This is a genomic window from Paenibacillus terricola (assembly GCF_014779765.1).
In the GTDB taxonomy this organism is placed as follows: Bacteria; Bacillota; Bacilli; order Paenibacillales; family Paenibacillaceae; genus Paenibacillus_T; species Paenibacillus_T terricola.
This window is the reverse complement of sequence record NZ_JACXZA010000001.1, coordinates 1,168,421-1,184,772: the sequence shown is the minus strand read 5'-3', so window position 1 is coordinate 1,184,772 and position 16,352 is coordinate 1,168,421. Positions and strand designations below refer to the sequence as shown.

At 51.4% G+C, this 16,352-nt stretch carries 12 protein-coding genes; 4 read left to right on the top strand and 8 right to left on the bottom strand.

Features of this window, described 5'->3' with window-relative positions; genetic code table 11:
* Positions 1-29: 29 nt before the first annotated feature.
* The 3 genes from H8B09_RS05165 to H8B09_RS05155 form a co-directional block, all read right to left on the bottom strand.
* Complete coding sequence (locus tag H8B09_RS05165; RefSeq protein WP_191202359.1) at positions 30-2,003, bottom strand: helicase-associated domain-containing protein; 1,974 nt, start codon at positions 2,001-2,003, stop codon at positions 30-32.
* Entirely contained in the window at positions 1,993-3,687 is a 1,695-nt protein-coding gene (locus H8B09_RS05160) for a DNA repair helicase XPB (RefSeq protein WP_191202814.1), read from the bottom strand. The genes H8B09_RS05165 and H8B09_RS05160 overlap by 11 nt, the downstream gene beginning before the upstream one ends.
* A gap of 251 nt (positions 3,688-3,938) precedes the next feature.
* Positions 3,939-5,120 carry a M20 metallopeptidase family protein gene (locus tag H8B09_RS05155; protein ID WP_191202358.1) on the bottom strand — a complete coding sequence of 394 codons (1,182 nt, stop codon included), beginning with the start codon at positions 5,118-5,120 and terminating at the stop codon, positions 3,939-3,941.
* A 218-nt stretch (positions 5,121-5,338) separates the two neighbouring features.
* Between H8B09_RS05155 and H8B09_RS05150 the strand changes: the two genes are divergently transcribed.
* Both H8B09_RS05150 and H8B09_RS05145 read left to right on the top strand, forming a co-directional pair.
* Positions 5,339-5,683, top strand: a complete 345-nt coding sequence (locus H8B09_RS05150) for a YugN family protein (protein WP_191202357.1) — start codon at positions 5,339-5,341, stop codon at positions 5,681-5,683.
* A gap of 11 nt (positions 5,684-5,694) precedes the next feature.
* Positions 5,695-6,900: an FtsW/RodA/SpoVE family cell cycle protein gene (locus tag H8B09_RS05145; RefSeq protein ID WP_191202356.1), complete on the top strand. Its 1,206-nt coding sequence runs from the start codon at positions 5,695-5,697 to the stop codon at positions 6,898-6,900.
* 68 nt (positions 6,901-6,968) lie between these two features.
* Here the strand turns inward: H8B09_RS05145 and H8B09_RS05140 are convergent, their stop codons facing one another.
* Entirely contained in the window at positions 6,969-7,352 is a 384-nt protein-coding gene (locus H8B09_RS05140; protein ID WP_191202355.1) for an Asp23/Gls24 family envelope stress response protein, read from the bottom strand.
* 162 nt (positions 7,353-7,514) lie between these two features.
* On the opposite strand from H8B09_RS05140, the gene cax reads away from it, so the two are divergent.
* Both cax and H8B09_RS05130 read left to right on the top strand, forming a co-directional pair.
* Entirely contained in the window at positions 7,515-8,579 is a 1,065-nt protein-coding gene (cax, locus tag H8B09_RS05135; protein ID WP_191202354.1) for a calcium/proton exchanger, read from the top strand.
* A 220-nt stretch (positions 8,580-8,799) separates the two neighbouring features.
* On the top strand, positions 8,800-10,551 hold the full coding sequence (locus H8B09_RS05130; RefSeq protein WP_191202353.1) for an alpha-glycosidase: 1,752 nt from the start codon (positions 8,800-8,802) through the stop codon (positions 10,549-10,551).
* A 138-nt stretch (positions 10,552-10,689) separates the two neighbouring features.
* Here the strand turns inward: H8B09_RS05130 and H8B09_RS05125 are convergent, their stop codons facing one another.
* The 4 genes from H8B09_RS05125 to H8B09_RS05110 all read right to left on the bottom strand — a co-directional run bounded on the left by H8B09_RS05125 (position 10,690) and on the right by H8B09_RS05110 (position 15,959).
* Complete coding sequence (locus tag H8B09_RS05125) at positions 10,690-12,360, bottom strand: alpha-amylase family glycosyl hydrolase (protein ID WP_191202352.1); 1,671 nt, start codon at positions 12,358-12,360, stop codon at positions 10,690-10,692.
* Positions 12,361-12,374: 14 nt separating this feature from the next.
* Entirely contained in the window at positions 12,375-13,211 is an 837-nt protein-coding gene (locus H8B09_RS05120; RefSeq protein WP_191202351.1) for a sugar ABC transporter permease, read from the bottom strand.
* Positions 13,208-14,521 (bottom strand): carbohydrate ABC transporter permease, encoded by a 1,314-nt coding sequence (locus H8B09_RS05115; protein WP_191202350.1) that lies wholly within the window; start codon positions 14,519-14,521, stop codon positions 13,208-13,210. Before H8B09_RS05115 ends, H8B09_RS05120 begins: the two co-directional genes overlap by 4 nt.
* Before the next feature lie 109 nt (positions 14,522-14,630).
* Entirely contained in the window at positions 14,631-15,959 is a 1,329-nt protein-coding gene (locus H8B09_RS05110) for a sugar ABC transporter substrate-binding protein (RefSeq protein WP_191202349.1), read from the bottom strand.
* Positions 15,960-16,352 lie beyond the last annotated feature (393 nt).

The following is a 16,352-nucleotide window of genomic DNA, read 5'->3' as shown; positions in this document are numbered from 1 at the left end:
ATTTCGATGGACAGAACGATAGAGCATGCTTACAGTGGGATAATCAGCCTCATCTCTTCCCACATATCGGGCAGCAGACGAACAGGCTCGTATACCTCTCCCGTTCGCAAGTACCCTGCCACCGCCCACGAATCAACGTCATCATCTAGCCGCTCTGGGACAAGCTCAACGATTCTTCCGCCTGTCCGCAGCTGCAGCGGCGCACCCCACGCTAAAGCTTGCTCAATCATCTGCTTACGCGTCGATGGATGATAATGCCTCAGCTGGGCTGTCCACGCAGCAGGCCAATCCGAGGGCGCTTCTTCTGTACGCGCTTCATCAGGCAGCTGTTGTGTCGCAGTAAGCAGCTCGTACAGGTGAAGCGCATGCTCGTCATAAATGAACGATACAGGAGCAGCAGCGCCAATCACGTTAAACCGTCTCTCCTCGGGTTTGCGTTTACGATTAGCGCTTGCCGATAGCGGAGCTGTCGTCTGCAGCGTCTCCTCACGCTTCGAAGCCGGCCATCCCGCCCGTTCCAGCTCTCGCCGTACTACCGCCTCGTCCTTAGGCCGAATCACGAAAGTCTGATCGCCCAGCCGTTCAACCAATAATCCCGCGAGGCTGTCGCGCCCTGCAGCCGCATCTGCAATTTCCTTCGAGTCGCACCGCAGCAGCAGCACTTGTTCAATGGCTGTACGCCCAGTCCGCGATACCCAGTGTCCTATAGCATACTGCAATTCATCAGGCAGCGGCTCACCGCCAGACGCGCGTTGGAGGCTGGTTATAAGCTGTTCATCCGTAACCCCTCGTTCTGCGGCAGCCATAATAGATTGCGCGGTCAATCGATAGATCGATACCGTATCGTCCTGTACCCACTCTGCGATTTGTTCAAGCATCCACCGATCTGCTAACGATGCCCCTGGCGGAACGATCACCTCTCCGTCCGGCAGCACAAGAATGGACTCTCTGCTTTCATCATCATTAGCAACAGCCCAAGGATCAATAAGCCAGCGGAATGTCCAACCTCCATTAGAGGCCGCTGACATGCTTGCCCAGCCGCAGGCACACATCCCGTCAATCCATCGTGCGAGCAGCGGATGTATCCGTTCGCTTATTGGATAACTCTTATCCGGTTTCAACAATAACAATCCGGACACCAGAGCCGCCTGAATAGAATTACGGAAGCCATATCGGATCGCAAAGAGTCGCAGAAGCTCCGCCTCACGTACATTAGGATCGCCTGTGAGCCACCTCCCAAGGTTGTCGTCCGACCAGTTCCATCGCGGCTCTCCGTCGTCCTGGTGGACGATCAACCCAAGCCATGAAGCGGCATCAAGAGCAATCGTGAAACCGAGCGGATAATGTTCCTGATACATGGAGCGAAGGTCACTGAATGCCTCCGTTGATCGTAACGCAACAATCGCTTCAACACCTGCTGCTGTCTTTTTCGGAAAAAGCCCTTTCGCCGTCGTTTCCAGTCCGAGCAGTTGAAGCGCAGCATATGCGCGCACCAGCCGTCGTCCTAGCGGGGTAGGAACGGCAGCCCTGTCTACATCCCCAAAGCTCACGCTGCATCCATCAGCTCCAGCATCAGTGCCTGAAGGGATTCCATCATTCAATTCCTCAAGAGAATCAGATGAGTTGAAAGCGCGCAGCCATGCCAAGTAACAGTCCGCAGGCATGAACAGCAGCTGTTCGCCCCACGACTTGCGCACTGCGAATAGAAGCCCGTTCATTCGGAGCTCCCGAATGGCTGCTCTCAGCTCTGCGCCAGCCAGCCCAGCCTTTTGGATAGCGCGCGCGCGAAGCTGCTCTTCTTGTATCGGGAGCGGTCCGATTGTTCGCAGCCAATAACGCAGCAGCCGATCCGCAAGCGGCGACAATTGGTGGGCAGCGCTGCGCAGCAGATCGGGACATAAGACGGCATCCTGCCACTTATGATTGCTCCCCCATATAGGTGCTTGATTCAACCGATTCAGTTCTTCAGAGGGAAGCCGCTTGAGCAGCTCATTAAGCCTCATAGTCCGTCTCCTCCTTCATGACCGCAGAAGTAAGGCTATAGCGATACCCTTGCTCCAGCATAAAACGCTGGCGTTTCAGCGCATAATCAACCTCCATCGTCCCTTCCGTTACGAGGGAGTAGAAGATTGCGCCGCTGTGATCACGCTTGGGACGCAGCAGCCGTCCGATTCGCTGCGCTTCCTCCTGCCTTGACCCAAAGCTGCCAGATACTTGGACTGCCACCGAAGCATCCGGCAGATCGACTGCGAAATTCGCAACCTTCGATACGACGAGTACCGGGTACTCGCCGCGACGGAAGGAATCATACAACAACGCACGTTCCTCTTGATCGACCTCGCCTGTAAGAAGCGGCGCTCCCAGCTCTTCTGCAATCTGCTTCAGTTGACGAATATAAGCGCCGATGACGAGTGCTGAACGTCCAGGATGACGAGAAAGCAGTTGTTGTACGATCGCCGTTTTATTCGGGTTCTCAGCCGCAAGCCGAGCGCGGGCACGTACATTGCCGTCCCAGTACGCAGGTTCGTCGAACAGCGGGACACGCACTTCTTCGCAATGAATCGCTGCTATATCCCCCGTATGTTCCAACTGCTTCCATGGCAGTTCATATCGTTTGGGACCGATAAGCGAGAATACATCCCGCTCCCGTCCGTCCTCTCGTACGAGCGTTGCCGTTAGTCCAAGCCGCCGAGTTGCCTGAAGATCGGCTGTCATTCGAAAGACTGGCGCAGGAAGCATGTGCACCTCGTCATAAATGATCAAGCCCCAATCACGCTCTCGGAACAGCTGCAGGTGGCGGTACTCCTGTTCTTCCCCATTGGTTGCCATCATATTGTAGGTTGCGATTGTAATGGGTCTTATTTGTTTGCGTTTCGATGAGTATTCGCCAATCGATTCGCTGTCGATCGTTGTTTTATCCAACAGCTCATTCTTCCATTGATTCACAGAAGTCAGATTCGAGGTCAAGATCAACGTAGCGCATTGCAGCCGTGCGAGCACGCCAATGCCAACCATCGTCTTGCCTGCACCGCAAGGAAGGACGATCACACCGCTTCCGCCGCCTGCATGGCTGTCTTCGAAGAAGCGGTCTACCGCTCGCTCCTGATAGTATCGCAGCTTGAACGCAATGCCGCTTCTTGTCGTGTCGGCCAGCGAGACAGACAATGTTTCGCCGCTCCGATAACCTGCAGCATCAATGACGGGATAGCCAAGCCTAAGCAGCTCTTGCTTCATCGAGCCCCGTCTACCATGGTGCAAAGACAAGGTACTGCTATCAACATGCTTATCTGTCAACGACTTCAATGAAGGCTCGGCGGCAACCTCAGCCATAATTGCCTCATCACCTCTGAGCAGCAATTGCTCTTCATCGCCTGCCGACCTTTCAAGCGTTAACCGCCCATATCGCCCCATCGTTTGCTTGATCGATCGGATAACATTCTCGGCTATGTTGTAGCGGGCACTCTGCGTCAATGCGGCCACTACCTCATCTGACGTAGTCCCTAAAGAGGCTGCGTTCCATAGCGCTAACTGCGTCATGCGATAGGTGTGCAGAGGACCTGCTTGTTTGACAAGCTCAGCGAATGCTGGCAGCTGTTCACGAATACATTCCTCATCAACTGTTCGTTCATCATAAAGAATCGTTAGATCCGATAGAACGATAATCGGTTTCCCTCTCGACTCCGTCATAACCTCACTCCGATTCCACATAAGACTCATTACACAATTAGTTTCATATCCTGCTCCCCTTTTTATCCACTTCACGGCTAGTTCATTCGTGTATGCGACAGCTATTGTCGTAAAAATTCATCGTTTCGCCATAACTCTTCACTAGGAACGCCTGTTCACGAATGACAAAAAAGCAGCCGAGCTGCGCTCGACTGCTTTAACTTGCCACCATATATTCGCTTCGTAAAAATGGTTGGAATAACGATGATCTCTTACAAAGCTGCCCGATGTTCAGCCATACCGATTAACAATCTAGCGGATATGAGCATCGACCGCTCATCAATGTCAAACCTTGGATGATGATGCGCATGGATTGCGCCGCATGCCTCATTGCCCGCTCCAACGAACATGAAACATCCCTTCTTCTGCTGCAAATAATAAGAGAAATCTTCTCCAGCCATAATGAGCTCGGACCGCTGCACGCCTTCCGGCCCGAATAACTGCGCTGCCACTTCATCGAAACGAGCGGCTTCGCCCTCATCATTCACAACCGTAGGATAACCTTCCCGGTAGTCCAACTCAATGCTTGCGCCGAACATCGCAGCTGTATGGGCAATAATCGAATCCATGCGTTCTCTAATGAGCTTCTGAACATCACGATTAAACGTTCGTACGGTTCCGTTCAGCACGGCTTTCTCAGCTATGACATTGCCGGTCGTTCCCGCCTGGAATGAACCAACCGTTACGACAGCCGGATGAATCGGATCGACATTGCGGCTTACAATGGTCTGGAGCGCCCCTACTAATGAAGCGCCTGTCACGACAGCGTCGACCGTCTGATGCGGCATGCCGCCATGACCTCCGCGTCCGCTTACCGTAATGGTAAACTCGTCTGGCGCCGCCATTAGAGCGCCGCCGCGCGATGCAACGGTGCCATATGGCAGAGGCGTCCATAAATGCACGCCATAAATCGCATCGACGCCATCGAGCACTCCATCTCGAATCATCGCTGCCGCCCCGCCAGGACATAACTCTTCTGCCGGTTGGAAGATCAGTCTTCTCGAACCCCGCCATTCTTGGCGATTGGCTGCGTACAATCTAGCTATAGTTAATAAAGTTGATGTATGTCCATCATGGCCGCAGGCATGCATGACGCCCGGTACAGTCGATGCATATTCGCACGACTTCAAATCTTGAATGGGCAGCGCATCTATATCCGCCCGAAGCGCTATGCAAGGTCCGCTCTCCGCGCCTTCAATGTCTGCTGCCACGCCATAACCGCCTACCCGCTCAGTCACCTTGCAGCCGAACGAACGAAGCTTGTCCGCAATCCATGCAGAGGTTCGTTCCTCCTGAAACGAGAGCTCAGGATGCCGATGCAAATATCGGCGCCATTCCACCATTTCCGGGTAGGCGCTCTTCAACTCGTCCGCAGGATCCCAATGTTTATTCATCCTGATCCCTCCTATCCTTAATGCAGTCCTGATTAATTATTAATTGTAACAGAATGACCTTCCGCAAGGTAGTCATAGAACAAATTCATTTGACTGCCGGAAGGCTTGCGTACAAAGGTGAAACATACTATCATGAGTTAAGAATGGATACTAAGAAATGTGCAAGGATTTACAGCTCATTTCAACTTTCTTTGTGAACTATAGGAGGTCAACTGCTAATGATTATCGAGAATACGGGATTAAACGGCATGACAAGCGACCTGGCTCATCTGGACGAATCGTCGCATAAGCTCGGTTTCGTAAGATGGCAATGGGAATATACGCGCGCTACATACGATCTGAAACTAGAAGATAGTGCAAGCCACGAAACATACTTCGTGCGCATCAATACGCATGCAACGGAAGGCAAGCTGGAGAATCCGAATACTGTTCTGTCGCTCGACGATGTTTATATCGGTCGTGCTACTTTCCCGCATGGTCTGGATTATGAATCGCCAGTGCCTAGCCAAATCTTGAATATCGCGAACCAGCGTCTGCAGCAGCTTCGCGCACTGCTTGCATAAAGGGCGTCCTCATGAAATCAAAGACGGGATCCATATCAAAAGGGCGGCCTGATTTTTTACTGCTTGTGCTCATTTTGCTGCTTGTCGGCTTTGGTCTCGTCATGGTGTTCAGCTCAAGCTCCAATATTGCGGTTGCGGACTCGCGTTACAACTATGACGCGCTCTATTTCACGAAGCGTCAGATCATGTTCGCATTCTTCGGGATGATCGGCATGTTCATATTGATGAACATGCCTTATCTGTCTTTTCAGAAGGGAATCGGCATGCTGTACGCTGCAGGATCCATCGGATTGCTGGCAGTTGTGCCGTATATCGCGACAGAAATGCACGGAGCCCGCAGCTGGCTCTATATCGGGGGCTTCGGCATACAACCTACCGAATTCGCCAAGCTCGGACTTATTTTATATTTAGGCAGGCTGATAGCGAAGAAAGGCGAGCAGTTCCGAGATTTCCGTCGAGGTCTGCTGCCGGTATTTATTATTCTCGGCCTTGTCTGCGGTCTCATTATGGCGCAGCCCGATCTCGGGGGCTGTCTCATCATCGCAACTGCAGCCGCCATCATGATGGTTGGAGGCGGCGCTAACTTCAAGCAGCTGATGTCTGCCGGAGTTGTAGCCGCGGTTGCAGCGGGATTATTCTTATCCGTATCCGCGATGATCAATCCTAAAGGTTCGGCGTATCGGCTATACCGTTTCACTTCCTATCTGCACCCGCTTGAGAATGCGCAAGGAGCCGGCTTCCACCTCGTCCGTTCGTTAGGCGCATTGGGCCACGGCGGCTTGACTGGCGCAGGATTTGGGCAGAGCGTGCAGAAGCTCGACTATCTTCCGTTCCCGTACAACGACTTTATTTTTGCCATTATCGGGGAAGAATTCGGCTTTATCGGCAGTGTCGTCTTCCTGCTCATCTATCTTCTCTTCTTGTGGCGCGGTCTTATCGTCGCTCTTCGCTGCCCGGATGTGTACGGAACGATAGTTGGGACGGGCATCGTTGGTCTTATTGGTGTACAAGCCTTCATTAACATCGGCGGTGTTATCGGCGCAATCCCGATTACCGGGGTTACGCTGCCATTCATAAGTTACGGAGGATCATCGATCATCGTTGTCTTGTTAAGCATGGGCGTACTGCTCAGCATATCGCGAGAATATTATAAGACCGGCAAGGCTGATGCTCCCCAAACGATAAGAAAACAGCAAACAAACATCTCCATCCGATAAATTAATAACGCCCCGTTCAACACTGCGATATGGCAGCTGAACGGGGCGTTATTGTTGTTAGTATATGATTATTTCACACGCAGCGCTTCTGGATCGACGGGCTCATCTTCCTTGAAAGCTACGCCTTCAACCTTCACATTCACTTCTACAACATGAAGGCCTGTCATGTTCTCGACCGACTCGCGTACATTAACTTGCAGCGAACGGCATACTTCATGGATTGGAATGCCATACTTTACGATGACGCGCAAATCAATTGCCGCTTCCAGTTGTCCGACTTCAACGGAAACGCCCTTCTGGACGTTCTTGCCGCTGAGACGCTTCGCGAGCCCTTCTGAAATACCGCCGGACATTGCAGCGATTCCTGGCGTTTCTAGCGCAGCCAGGCCTGCGATTGTAGCGACGACGTCGTCGGATATCCGAATAAGGCCGGTTTGAAGTTGTTCAGTCATGTCGCTCTCTCCTCTAGTTACCATTTGATAATATTGTATCGGAACCGTGGTGCGGAAGCAAGCCGCGAATGCCGTCGAATTGGGGAAAGTTTACATACCCACCGATTTCCAGTATAGTATGGGCAGACTTAAACAATCCGTTCACTAATGAGGTGTACGCCATTGAAAAAGAAATTGTTTTTCACAGGTCTAATTGTCATGTTCGCGCTAAGCGCCATCGGCCATTTTGGCCACTGGGATATGACCGCCCAGTTCATTATATCGGCTATTGCAATCGTGTTCGTCGCAGGCTTCCTCGGCAAAGCAACAGAGAGCGTGGCACACTATGCCGGTCAACGGCTTGGCGGCTTTCTGAATGCCACATTCGGTAACGCAGCCGAGCTCATCATTGCGATTTTCCTCGTTAAGGAAGGTCTGTTCGACATGGTGAAGGCGAGTATTACCGGTTCCATCATCGGCAACCTGCTGCTTGTGCTTGGTCTTAGCTTCCTGCTGGGCGGGTTGAAGTACAAAGTGCAAACGTACAATATCAAACTTGCTGAACACAACGGCTCACTTATGATTCTTGCCATTGTCGCGCTCTTCGTTCCCGCTGTATTCATTAAGATGGAGAAGTTCTCCATCGACGAAGATAAGCTGCTCAGCATTGCCGTCGCTTGTATTCTCATCGCTTGCTACCTGCTATGGCTCGTGTTCTCGATGATTACCCATAAAGATATGCTTGCTGATGAAGTCATGAATGCCGACCACGGCGAAGAGCCCTCTTGGTCCAAGCTTACATCGATCATTATGCTCGTCGTCGCTACCGTAATGGTCGCTTTCGTCAGCGAGTGGCTCGTGCATACGCTGGATACATTCACGCACAAATTCGGGCTTTCTGAACTGTTTGTAGGTGCATTCGTCATTGCGATTGTCGGCAACGCGGCTGAACACAGCGCAGCAATCATGCTCGCGATGAAAAATAAAATCGGCGCAGCCGTCGAGATCGCAATCGGCAGCAGCTTGCAGATTGCATTATTCGTCGCACCTGTGCTTATTCTCGTCAGCATCCTATTCAATCATAACTCGTTCATGGACATCGTCTTCACGCCAATCGAACTAACCGCTATTGGCGTATCGGTATTCATTGCCAAGTCCGTCAACAAGGACGGTTCGACTAACTGGTACGAAGGCGTGCTGCTCCTCATGCTATATGCCATTCTCGGCTTCGCGTTCTACCTCGTCTAAACTAGCTATAGCAATTTGAACCACCGTCCTATATAATGGCAGTATCGGTAGCGATTCAAGCGGCCGATATCCAATTTAAAGGCAATGCTACCTGCGCACAAGCACAAGGTACAACCTCGAACGTCATTGATGACGGATCCGACGGTTGTGCCTTTTTTTGTTATGATCATGTGCGCCATCCTAGCGGCTTTGCAGTGCCGCACGCGAGGAGACGATGTCAATGTTGAGAGAAGCAATCTATCACCGTCCGAAAAATAACTGGGCGTTCGCCTACGATGCTGCACATATTTATCTCCGTATTCGGACGAAGCGCGGCGATGTGACGTCTGTAACAGCCGTTTATGGCGACAAATATGCATGGGAGCAAACAGTACAGCACTCTGAAATGCGCGTGTTCGCTTCAGACGAGTTGTTCGACTATTGGGAGACGGTCGTTAAACCGCCTTTCCGCCGGCTTCGCTACGCGTTTGAGTTGACCGATACAGAAGGAACCGTCGCTTATATGACGGAGCAGTCTTTCCTGACAGAGGAACCGAAGGATTCGCTGTCCTTCTTCGATTTTCCATACATTAATCCGATCGATCTGTTCCAACCGCCAGCCTGGGTGAAAGACGCCGTCTTCTATCAGATCTTCCCTGAGCGATTCGCGAGCGGCGACCCTTCGCTTACGCCAGCCAATGCGGAACCTTGGGGCAATGAACCGACCCCAAGCAATTTCTTCGGAGGAGATTTGCAGGGCGTCATCGATCATCTGGACTATTTGAACGAGCTTGGCATTAATGCCATCTATTTCACTCCAGTGTTCCAAGCACCTTCTAACCACAAATATGACACAACCGACTATATGAAAGTCGATCCAAGCTTCGGTACGAATGATAAGCTTAAGGAACTTGTAGAAGCTTGCCACTCGCGCGGCATACGCGTGCTGCTCGACGCGGTCTTCAACCACGCCGGCGGCACATTCCCGCCGTTCCTGGATTTGCTGAAATACGGCTCTGAATCGCAATACGCAGATTGGTTCCACGTGCGGGAATGGCCGATCTCGGTATCCGAGGAAGGCATTCCAAGTTATGAGACGTTCGCCTTCGTAGCATCGATGCCGAAGTTGAACACCGAACACCCCGATGTGAAAAGGTATCTGCTTGAAGTAGCGCAATATTGGATTGAAGAGATCGGCATCGACGGCTGGCGTCTTGATGTCGCCAACGAAGTGGATCATGCGTTCTGGCGCGAATTCCGTCAAACCGTCAAGTCCGTAAACCCGGATGCCTACATTCTCGGCGAGATTTGGCATGATTCGCTCATGTGGCTGCAGGGCGATCAGTTCGATGCGGTCATGAACTATCCGTTCACGAACGCCGTGCTCGATTTCTGCAGCTATGGCAAACTGGACGCGAAGCAATTCGCAGACGCCATCGGCAGTCAGCTTGCAGCTTACCCGCTGCAGGTGACAGAAACAGCCTTTAATCTGCTTGACAGCCATGATACGCCAAGGCTGCTGACGATCAGCGATGAAGATGAGCGGCGCATGAAGCTTGCAGCGTTGTTCCAGCTTACGTTCCCTGGCGTGCCATGCATCTATTATGGCGATGAGGTAGGTCTGACCGGCGGCGGCGATCCCGGCTGCCGCAAATGTATGGAGTGGGACGAAGAGAAGCAAAATCGCGATCTCTTCTCGTTCTATCAATCATTAATTGCAATGCGCATGGAACATGCTGCGCTCCGCGGCACCGGCTTCACCTTCCTCTCAGCCGAGACCGGCAGCAAGCTGCTTGCTTACGAGCGTCAGGAAGGCGCTGAGCGCTTCGTCATCGTGCTGAACGCATCTGAAGAGGCAGCCAGCTTCACCCTGCCTGCCGCAGGCACAGGCGCGCGTTGGGCAGAACAGCGATCCGAAGGGGCACAACTGAATTCCAATGGCACGATCGCACTAGACGCTTACAGCTACGCCATACTGCGAGAGCTGGTTTAAAGCGCTTGTCATCGATTCGGCTCGCAGATCATTAAGCACAGCCGGCGCCAACCAACTAGTTACTACATCGAGACGAACAAAGCCGTCCTAGAAGTCTTCCGACTTCTGGGACGGCTTTTGCATTTACCTGCTGCCGCGTTATTTAATAATGACAGTGCTATACGGTGGCAGGCTCAACGAATGCTTCTCCAGCGCCGCAGAGGAATCCGTCGTATGCACAATGGTCGAGAACGCACCATACGCCGTCTGATCGCTAATCACAGCTTGAAGCGGCTTGCTCGATAAGTTATGCACGACAAGCACTCGCTCATCTACCGTCATTCGAATGTAGGCCGACAGCCCCTTCTCATCGCCGAGCTTAAACGAATCAATTCCACCATCATGCAGCGCCTTCTCCTCGTTACGCCATTGTATAAGCGTTTTGTACCATTGCAAGAGCGAGCCCGAATCCGCCTCCTCCCGCTCCACGGAAACATCGCCGCCTTTGGCAAACATCGGTTCAATCCAGCGTGTATCGTCCGAGTCATTGAGCGAAGCCGTCCACGGCATCGGTTCCCGCAATCGTTCATCCGGCTTGCTGCCTGTTAAACCTAGTTCCTCACCGTAATAAATGAAAGGATTGCCCGGCATTGTCAGCAGCATCGCCGCAGCCATGCGCGCATGCTCCACATTGCCATTCAGCGCCGTCATGACGCGTGTCTGATCGTGGTTGCTTAAGAATGGCGCATCGACGAATGCTCCAGCAGAAGCGTGCTCATATGCGCCATATGCTCTTGAGAGACTAAACGCAATATCCGAATCCTGCTCGCGATCCGCTCCGCTAAGCAGCTTAGCTGCGAGGTCAAAGTTGAAGCCGCTATCTAGCGCATGATTCAGCAACGGGGCGATAACAGATGTGGAGTCCCACACTTCTCCCACAAGATAGACATCAGGCTTCTTCTGAATCAGTCCCGCGCGGAACTCCTGCCACCAAGCCTGGTTCAGATCCTGCACTTCTTTCGTATGAATCGTAGAGGCATAATCTCCATAAATATGCTTGGCTGCGTCCAGACGGAAGCCGTCGATGCCTTGGTCCAGCCAGAATTGGCCTGCATCGATCATTGCCTCGCGCACCTTCGGATTATCGAAATTCAAATCCGGCATGCCGCCCCAGAAAATGCTCAAATAGCGGTTATCCCCGCTCCCATGCCATGCACTATCCGCTCCTGCTGCGCTGTCCGTCTGTACTTTCTCATCCGCTGCCGCAAAATGATACCAACTCCTATACGGACTCGATGGGTTCGTCAGCGCTTCTTTGAACCATGGATGCTCGCTGCTAGTATGGTTGACCACGAGATCCATAATGACTTTGATGCCGCGTTTATGCGCTTCATCTACAAGCCGTTTCAGATCGTCAAGCGTACCATAATCCGGCTCAACCTTCTTGTAGTCTGTCGTATCGTATCCATGGTAGCTTGGCGATTCTGTAATCGGCATCAGCCAGATGCCGCCAACACCAAGCGAAGCCAAATAATCGAGCTTCGCGGTAACGCCATTCAAATCACCGATGCCATCGTCATTCGAATCTGCGAATGAGCGGACGAACAGCTCGTAATATACGGTAGACGGTTGTTCGTCGACAGCGCCCCAACCTGCCGTTGTATTCTTGGCGGTTCCAACCGCTTCCTGTTGCTTATCAGTTGCTGGCGATGGCTGTTCAGATGCTGTATTGTCGCTACTATCCCCGCAACCTGCAAGAAAGGACGACAGCAATAATGCTGCCGCCCCTGTATGAATCCACCGTTTCGCATGTTTCTTCTGCAATTTCATAAGACTTCCTCCTATTAGCCTTTGGACGCGCCGGACGTAAGTCCTTGCACCAAGAAGTTCTGTAGGAAGATAAACAAGATTGTAATCGGAATTGCAATTAATACCGCACCAGCGGCAAACAAAGTAAAGTTACTGTTCTGGAACGAGTTCACCATATCCCACATGCCGACAGCGAGCGTCCATTTCTCCTTCGTACGCAGCACAAGTCGAGCGAATATAAAATCTACCCATGCGCCAGCAAACGATGTGAGTGCAATGTACGTCAATACCGGACGGGACAACGGCAGCATGATCCGAACGAAAATTTGCATATGGTTCGCACCGTCGATTCGTGCCGCCTCATCCAAGCTGCGTGGAACCGTGTCATAGAAGCCCTTGACTAAGAAACCTCCAAGCACAGACCCTGCCGAATAGACGAGTACGATCGCCGTATGCGTATCGAGCAAATTGAGTTGAAGCAGGAAAATATAGATGGCAATAAGACTCATGAAGCTTGGGAACATACCCAGTACGAGCATAACCGTCAAGGTTGTCTGACGCCCCTTGAACCGGAAGCGAGACAACGCGTACATGCTTAACGTCATAAGAATCGTCGAGAATATCATCGTAAGGGTTGCGATCTTAAGCGTGTTCACATACCACGTTCCATACTGGAACTGCTTATTATGGAAGAGCTCCTTATAGTGTGCAAACGTGAAGTGATCTGGCCATAGATGCTCGCTGTACAACGAAGCGCCTGGCCGTAAGGAAGACAACACGACCCATAATGCTGGGTACAGCGCACCGATCGCAATAATGATGAGAATGATATAGCTGATAGTCAGCCGCAATACACTTTTACGCTTCCTCATTGGATCATATCCTCCTCTTTAAACGACCGCGAACGGCGATAGTTAATAATCGAGAACGTCGCGACGATTATGAAGATGATAATGCCGATCGCCGAAGCCATGTTGAATTGACTGAAGTTCAACGTCAAGCTGTACAGCCACGTAACGAGCAGGTCGGTATGGCCTGCATACTGATAATCGCCATTCACTGGCGCGCCGCCCGTGAGCAGGAAGATAACGTTAAAGTTGTTGAAGTTACCTGCAAACTGCGTAATAAGTATCGGTGCTGTCGAGAACAAAATGAACGGCAGCGTGATGATGCGGAATTTTTGGAATGCGGTAGCGCCATCCACTTCTGCTGCTTCATACATATCTTTCGGAATCGAAGTAAGTACGCCAAGAATGAGCACCATGGAGACTGGAATACCAACCCACATGTTGACGACGATAACGGTCACTTTAGCCCAGAATGGATCTGTCAGCCATGGCAGCGTGCCAAGGCCGAACGCCTTCAAATATTGATTGATCGGACCAAATTGGCCATTGAACAAATTCCGCATGACGAGCAATGAGATCAACTGCGGAATCGCGTAAGGCAAAATGAAGATCGTCCGCCACATTTTTTTGAAACGAATACCGGACTGCTCGATGAGAAGCGCTACTAACAAACCACCGAAATAGGTCGTGATTGTTGCAATAACTGCCCAAATAACCGTCCACTTCAAAATACCGAGAAACGTTCCGCTCCAAGATTTCAACTTGATCAAATCAGCGAACGTCTGGAAGCCGACCCAATCGACCAGCTTGGCCGGCGGTATATGTCCAGGCGACGAATAGTTCGTAAACGCCAGCATTATCGTAAACAAAATCGGCATAATGGTCAGGAACAACACACCAAAAGCCGGAACCGAAAGCAATAGATGCGGGAAATATCGGTCCGTTACAAAATGATAGGTTTGATAGATATTGTTCGGCTTGCCGCCCGTATCTCTCACTTTACCGATACGATGCGCATCATAAATGTTAGCGAGATAGATGCCAACCACAATCAAAATAATCAGTGCAATAATAATGCCGTCAATCATCAAATAAATCGAATGATCCCCTTGGATCACCTTCGTAATTTTCCCCACTTTAACACGCTGCTGCGCTTGATCGCCAAGCGTAATCAATCCCCACAGGCCATGTCCTGCTCTCGGAATCAAATAAATAAGGCTCGCGATCTGTATGCACAGAAACAAGATGCCTTTGCCAAACTGGCGGTTGTACAGTTGCCCTAGTCCCATCGACAGCACGGATAAAACGGCTGCGGTCGCGCGATGACGTTTCATTCCCGTCTCGCTCCCCTCCTGCAAATTCGCTGCTTCATTTATCTATTCATCCAGTATAAAAGCATCCCGCCGGGCCGAACCCGGCGGGTGCTTATCTGCTGCAACTCCGTTATTTGGAGTTTACAGCGTTTGCGTCTTTAATCTGTTGTACAGCATTGTCGAGCGCCGCTTTCGCGTCTTTGCCATCATTCCACACTTCGGACAACGCTGCTGCCGCTGGGTTCCATACGTTGCCCATCTCCGGAATCGAAGGCATCGGCTGCGATACAGCGAATTGGTCGAGGAATGCTTTGGATACTGCGTCGCCTTGAACCGAAGCGTCGTTGATCGCTTCTTTGTTCGCTGGGAGCGTGCCGTTCATCGTGAACTCTTTCAGTTCCGATTCTTTGCTCGTCAGGAAGTTCGCGAACAATTTAGCTGCTTTCGGATATTTCGTGAAGGAGTTAACATACCAAGCTTTAACGCCCGAGAACGAAGTCATTGGCTTACCTTGGATCGTTGGCAGTGGTGCTACGCCGTAGTCGACACCGGATGTTTTGTAGTCAGCCAGCGTCCATGGACCGTTGATGTCTATACCAAGCGTACCGCCCGTGAAGAGACCTTTCTTGATGTCGTAAGTTACGTCTCCCGTGTTCATTGGCAGAATTTCTTTGAGCGAAGCGAAGAATTTCGCACCTGCAACCGCCCCGTCGTTGTTCAAGCCGATATCATCAGCTTTCGTGCCGCCGTCGCCGAACAGGTAACCGCCGTTGGAGCCGAGGAAGCCATAGTTGAAGTAGAAGTTGCCGACTTCCCACATGATTGCATATTTGTTCTTCTTCGCATCGTTGTATGTCTTAGCGAACGATACGATATCTTCGAACGACTTCGGAGCGCCTTCTGGGAAGATTGCTTTGTTGTAGATCATCGCGTACGTTTCTACCGTACGAGGGTAGCCGTACAGGATGCCCTCATAAGAAACTGCTTTTACAGCATTCTCTTGGCTGTTGTTCGTTGTATCATCAGCGAACTGGTCATTCTCGAGCACGAGACCTGCCGATACAGCGCGGCCCAACTGGTCATTCGGGAAGTTTACAATGTCAGCGCCAAGGCCGGCAGGACCGTCCGTCGTCAACTTGTTCACTTGGTCCGGCGATTCAACTTCTTCGACTTTGACGGTTACGCCATATTTCGTTTCGAATTCCTTCGCCATTTCGTCGATAAAGCCGCGGCCTGTTTTGCTATCCCATACGACCAGGCTTGCTCCTTCTTCTGGCGTCAATGCGTCATCCGCTTCTGCGGGTGCCGGATCATCTGACCCCGTTGTTGCTCCTGTATCCGTCGAAGTCTCCGTTTGCGTTTCCGTTGTTGTCTTGTTGTCATCTTTACCGCCGCTGCCGCAAGCCGCCAACATAAATACCATCGTACCAATCGCCATCAATCCAACCCATCTCTTCATCGAAAAGAACCCCTCTCCTATTGTTGTTCCCGAACAGATCCGCGTCCTGACTACGATTATTCTGCTAGCAACGAGGTGCGCACCGGTACAGCCTGTTCTTAATGAATTCAGCGCGCATGAATGTGCAAACGTTTGTTCAATCGTGTGCACTCAGCCCTCCAAATTCATAAAAACAGCTGTATTCCCGACCGTTTAACCGCTCATTTCAGCATGTAAGCGTTCTATTCACGTCCCCATCATACACGACAGTGCCCACCTTTGTAAAAACGTTTGCACAAGCTGTTTTGGCCGATTTTTATTCAAAAATGCCATAAAAGTCCTTTATATCTCTCGTTTCCTTACCTATTCAACCGTTTTCATTGTCCGATCATGGTCAACCAGCCTGTCTATTTA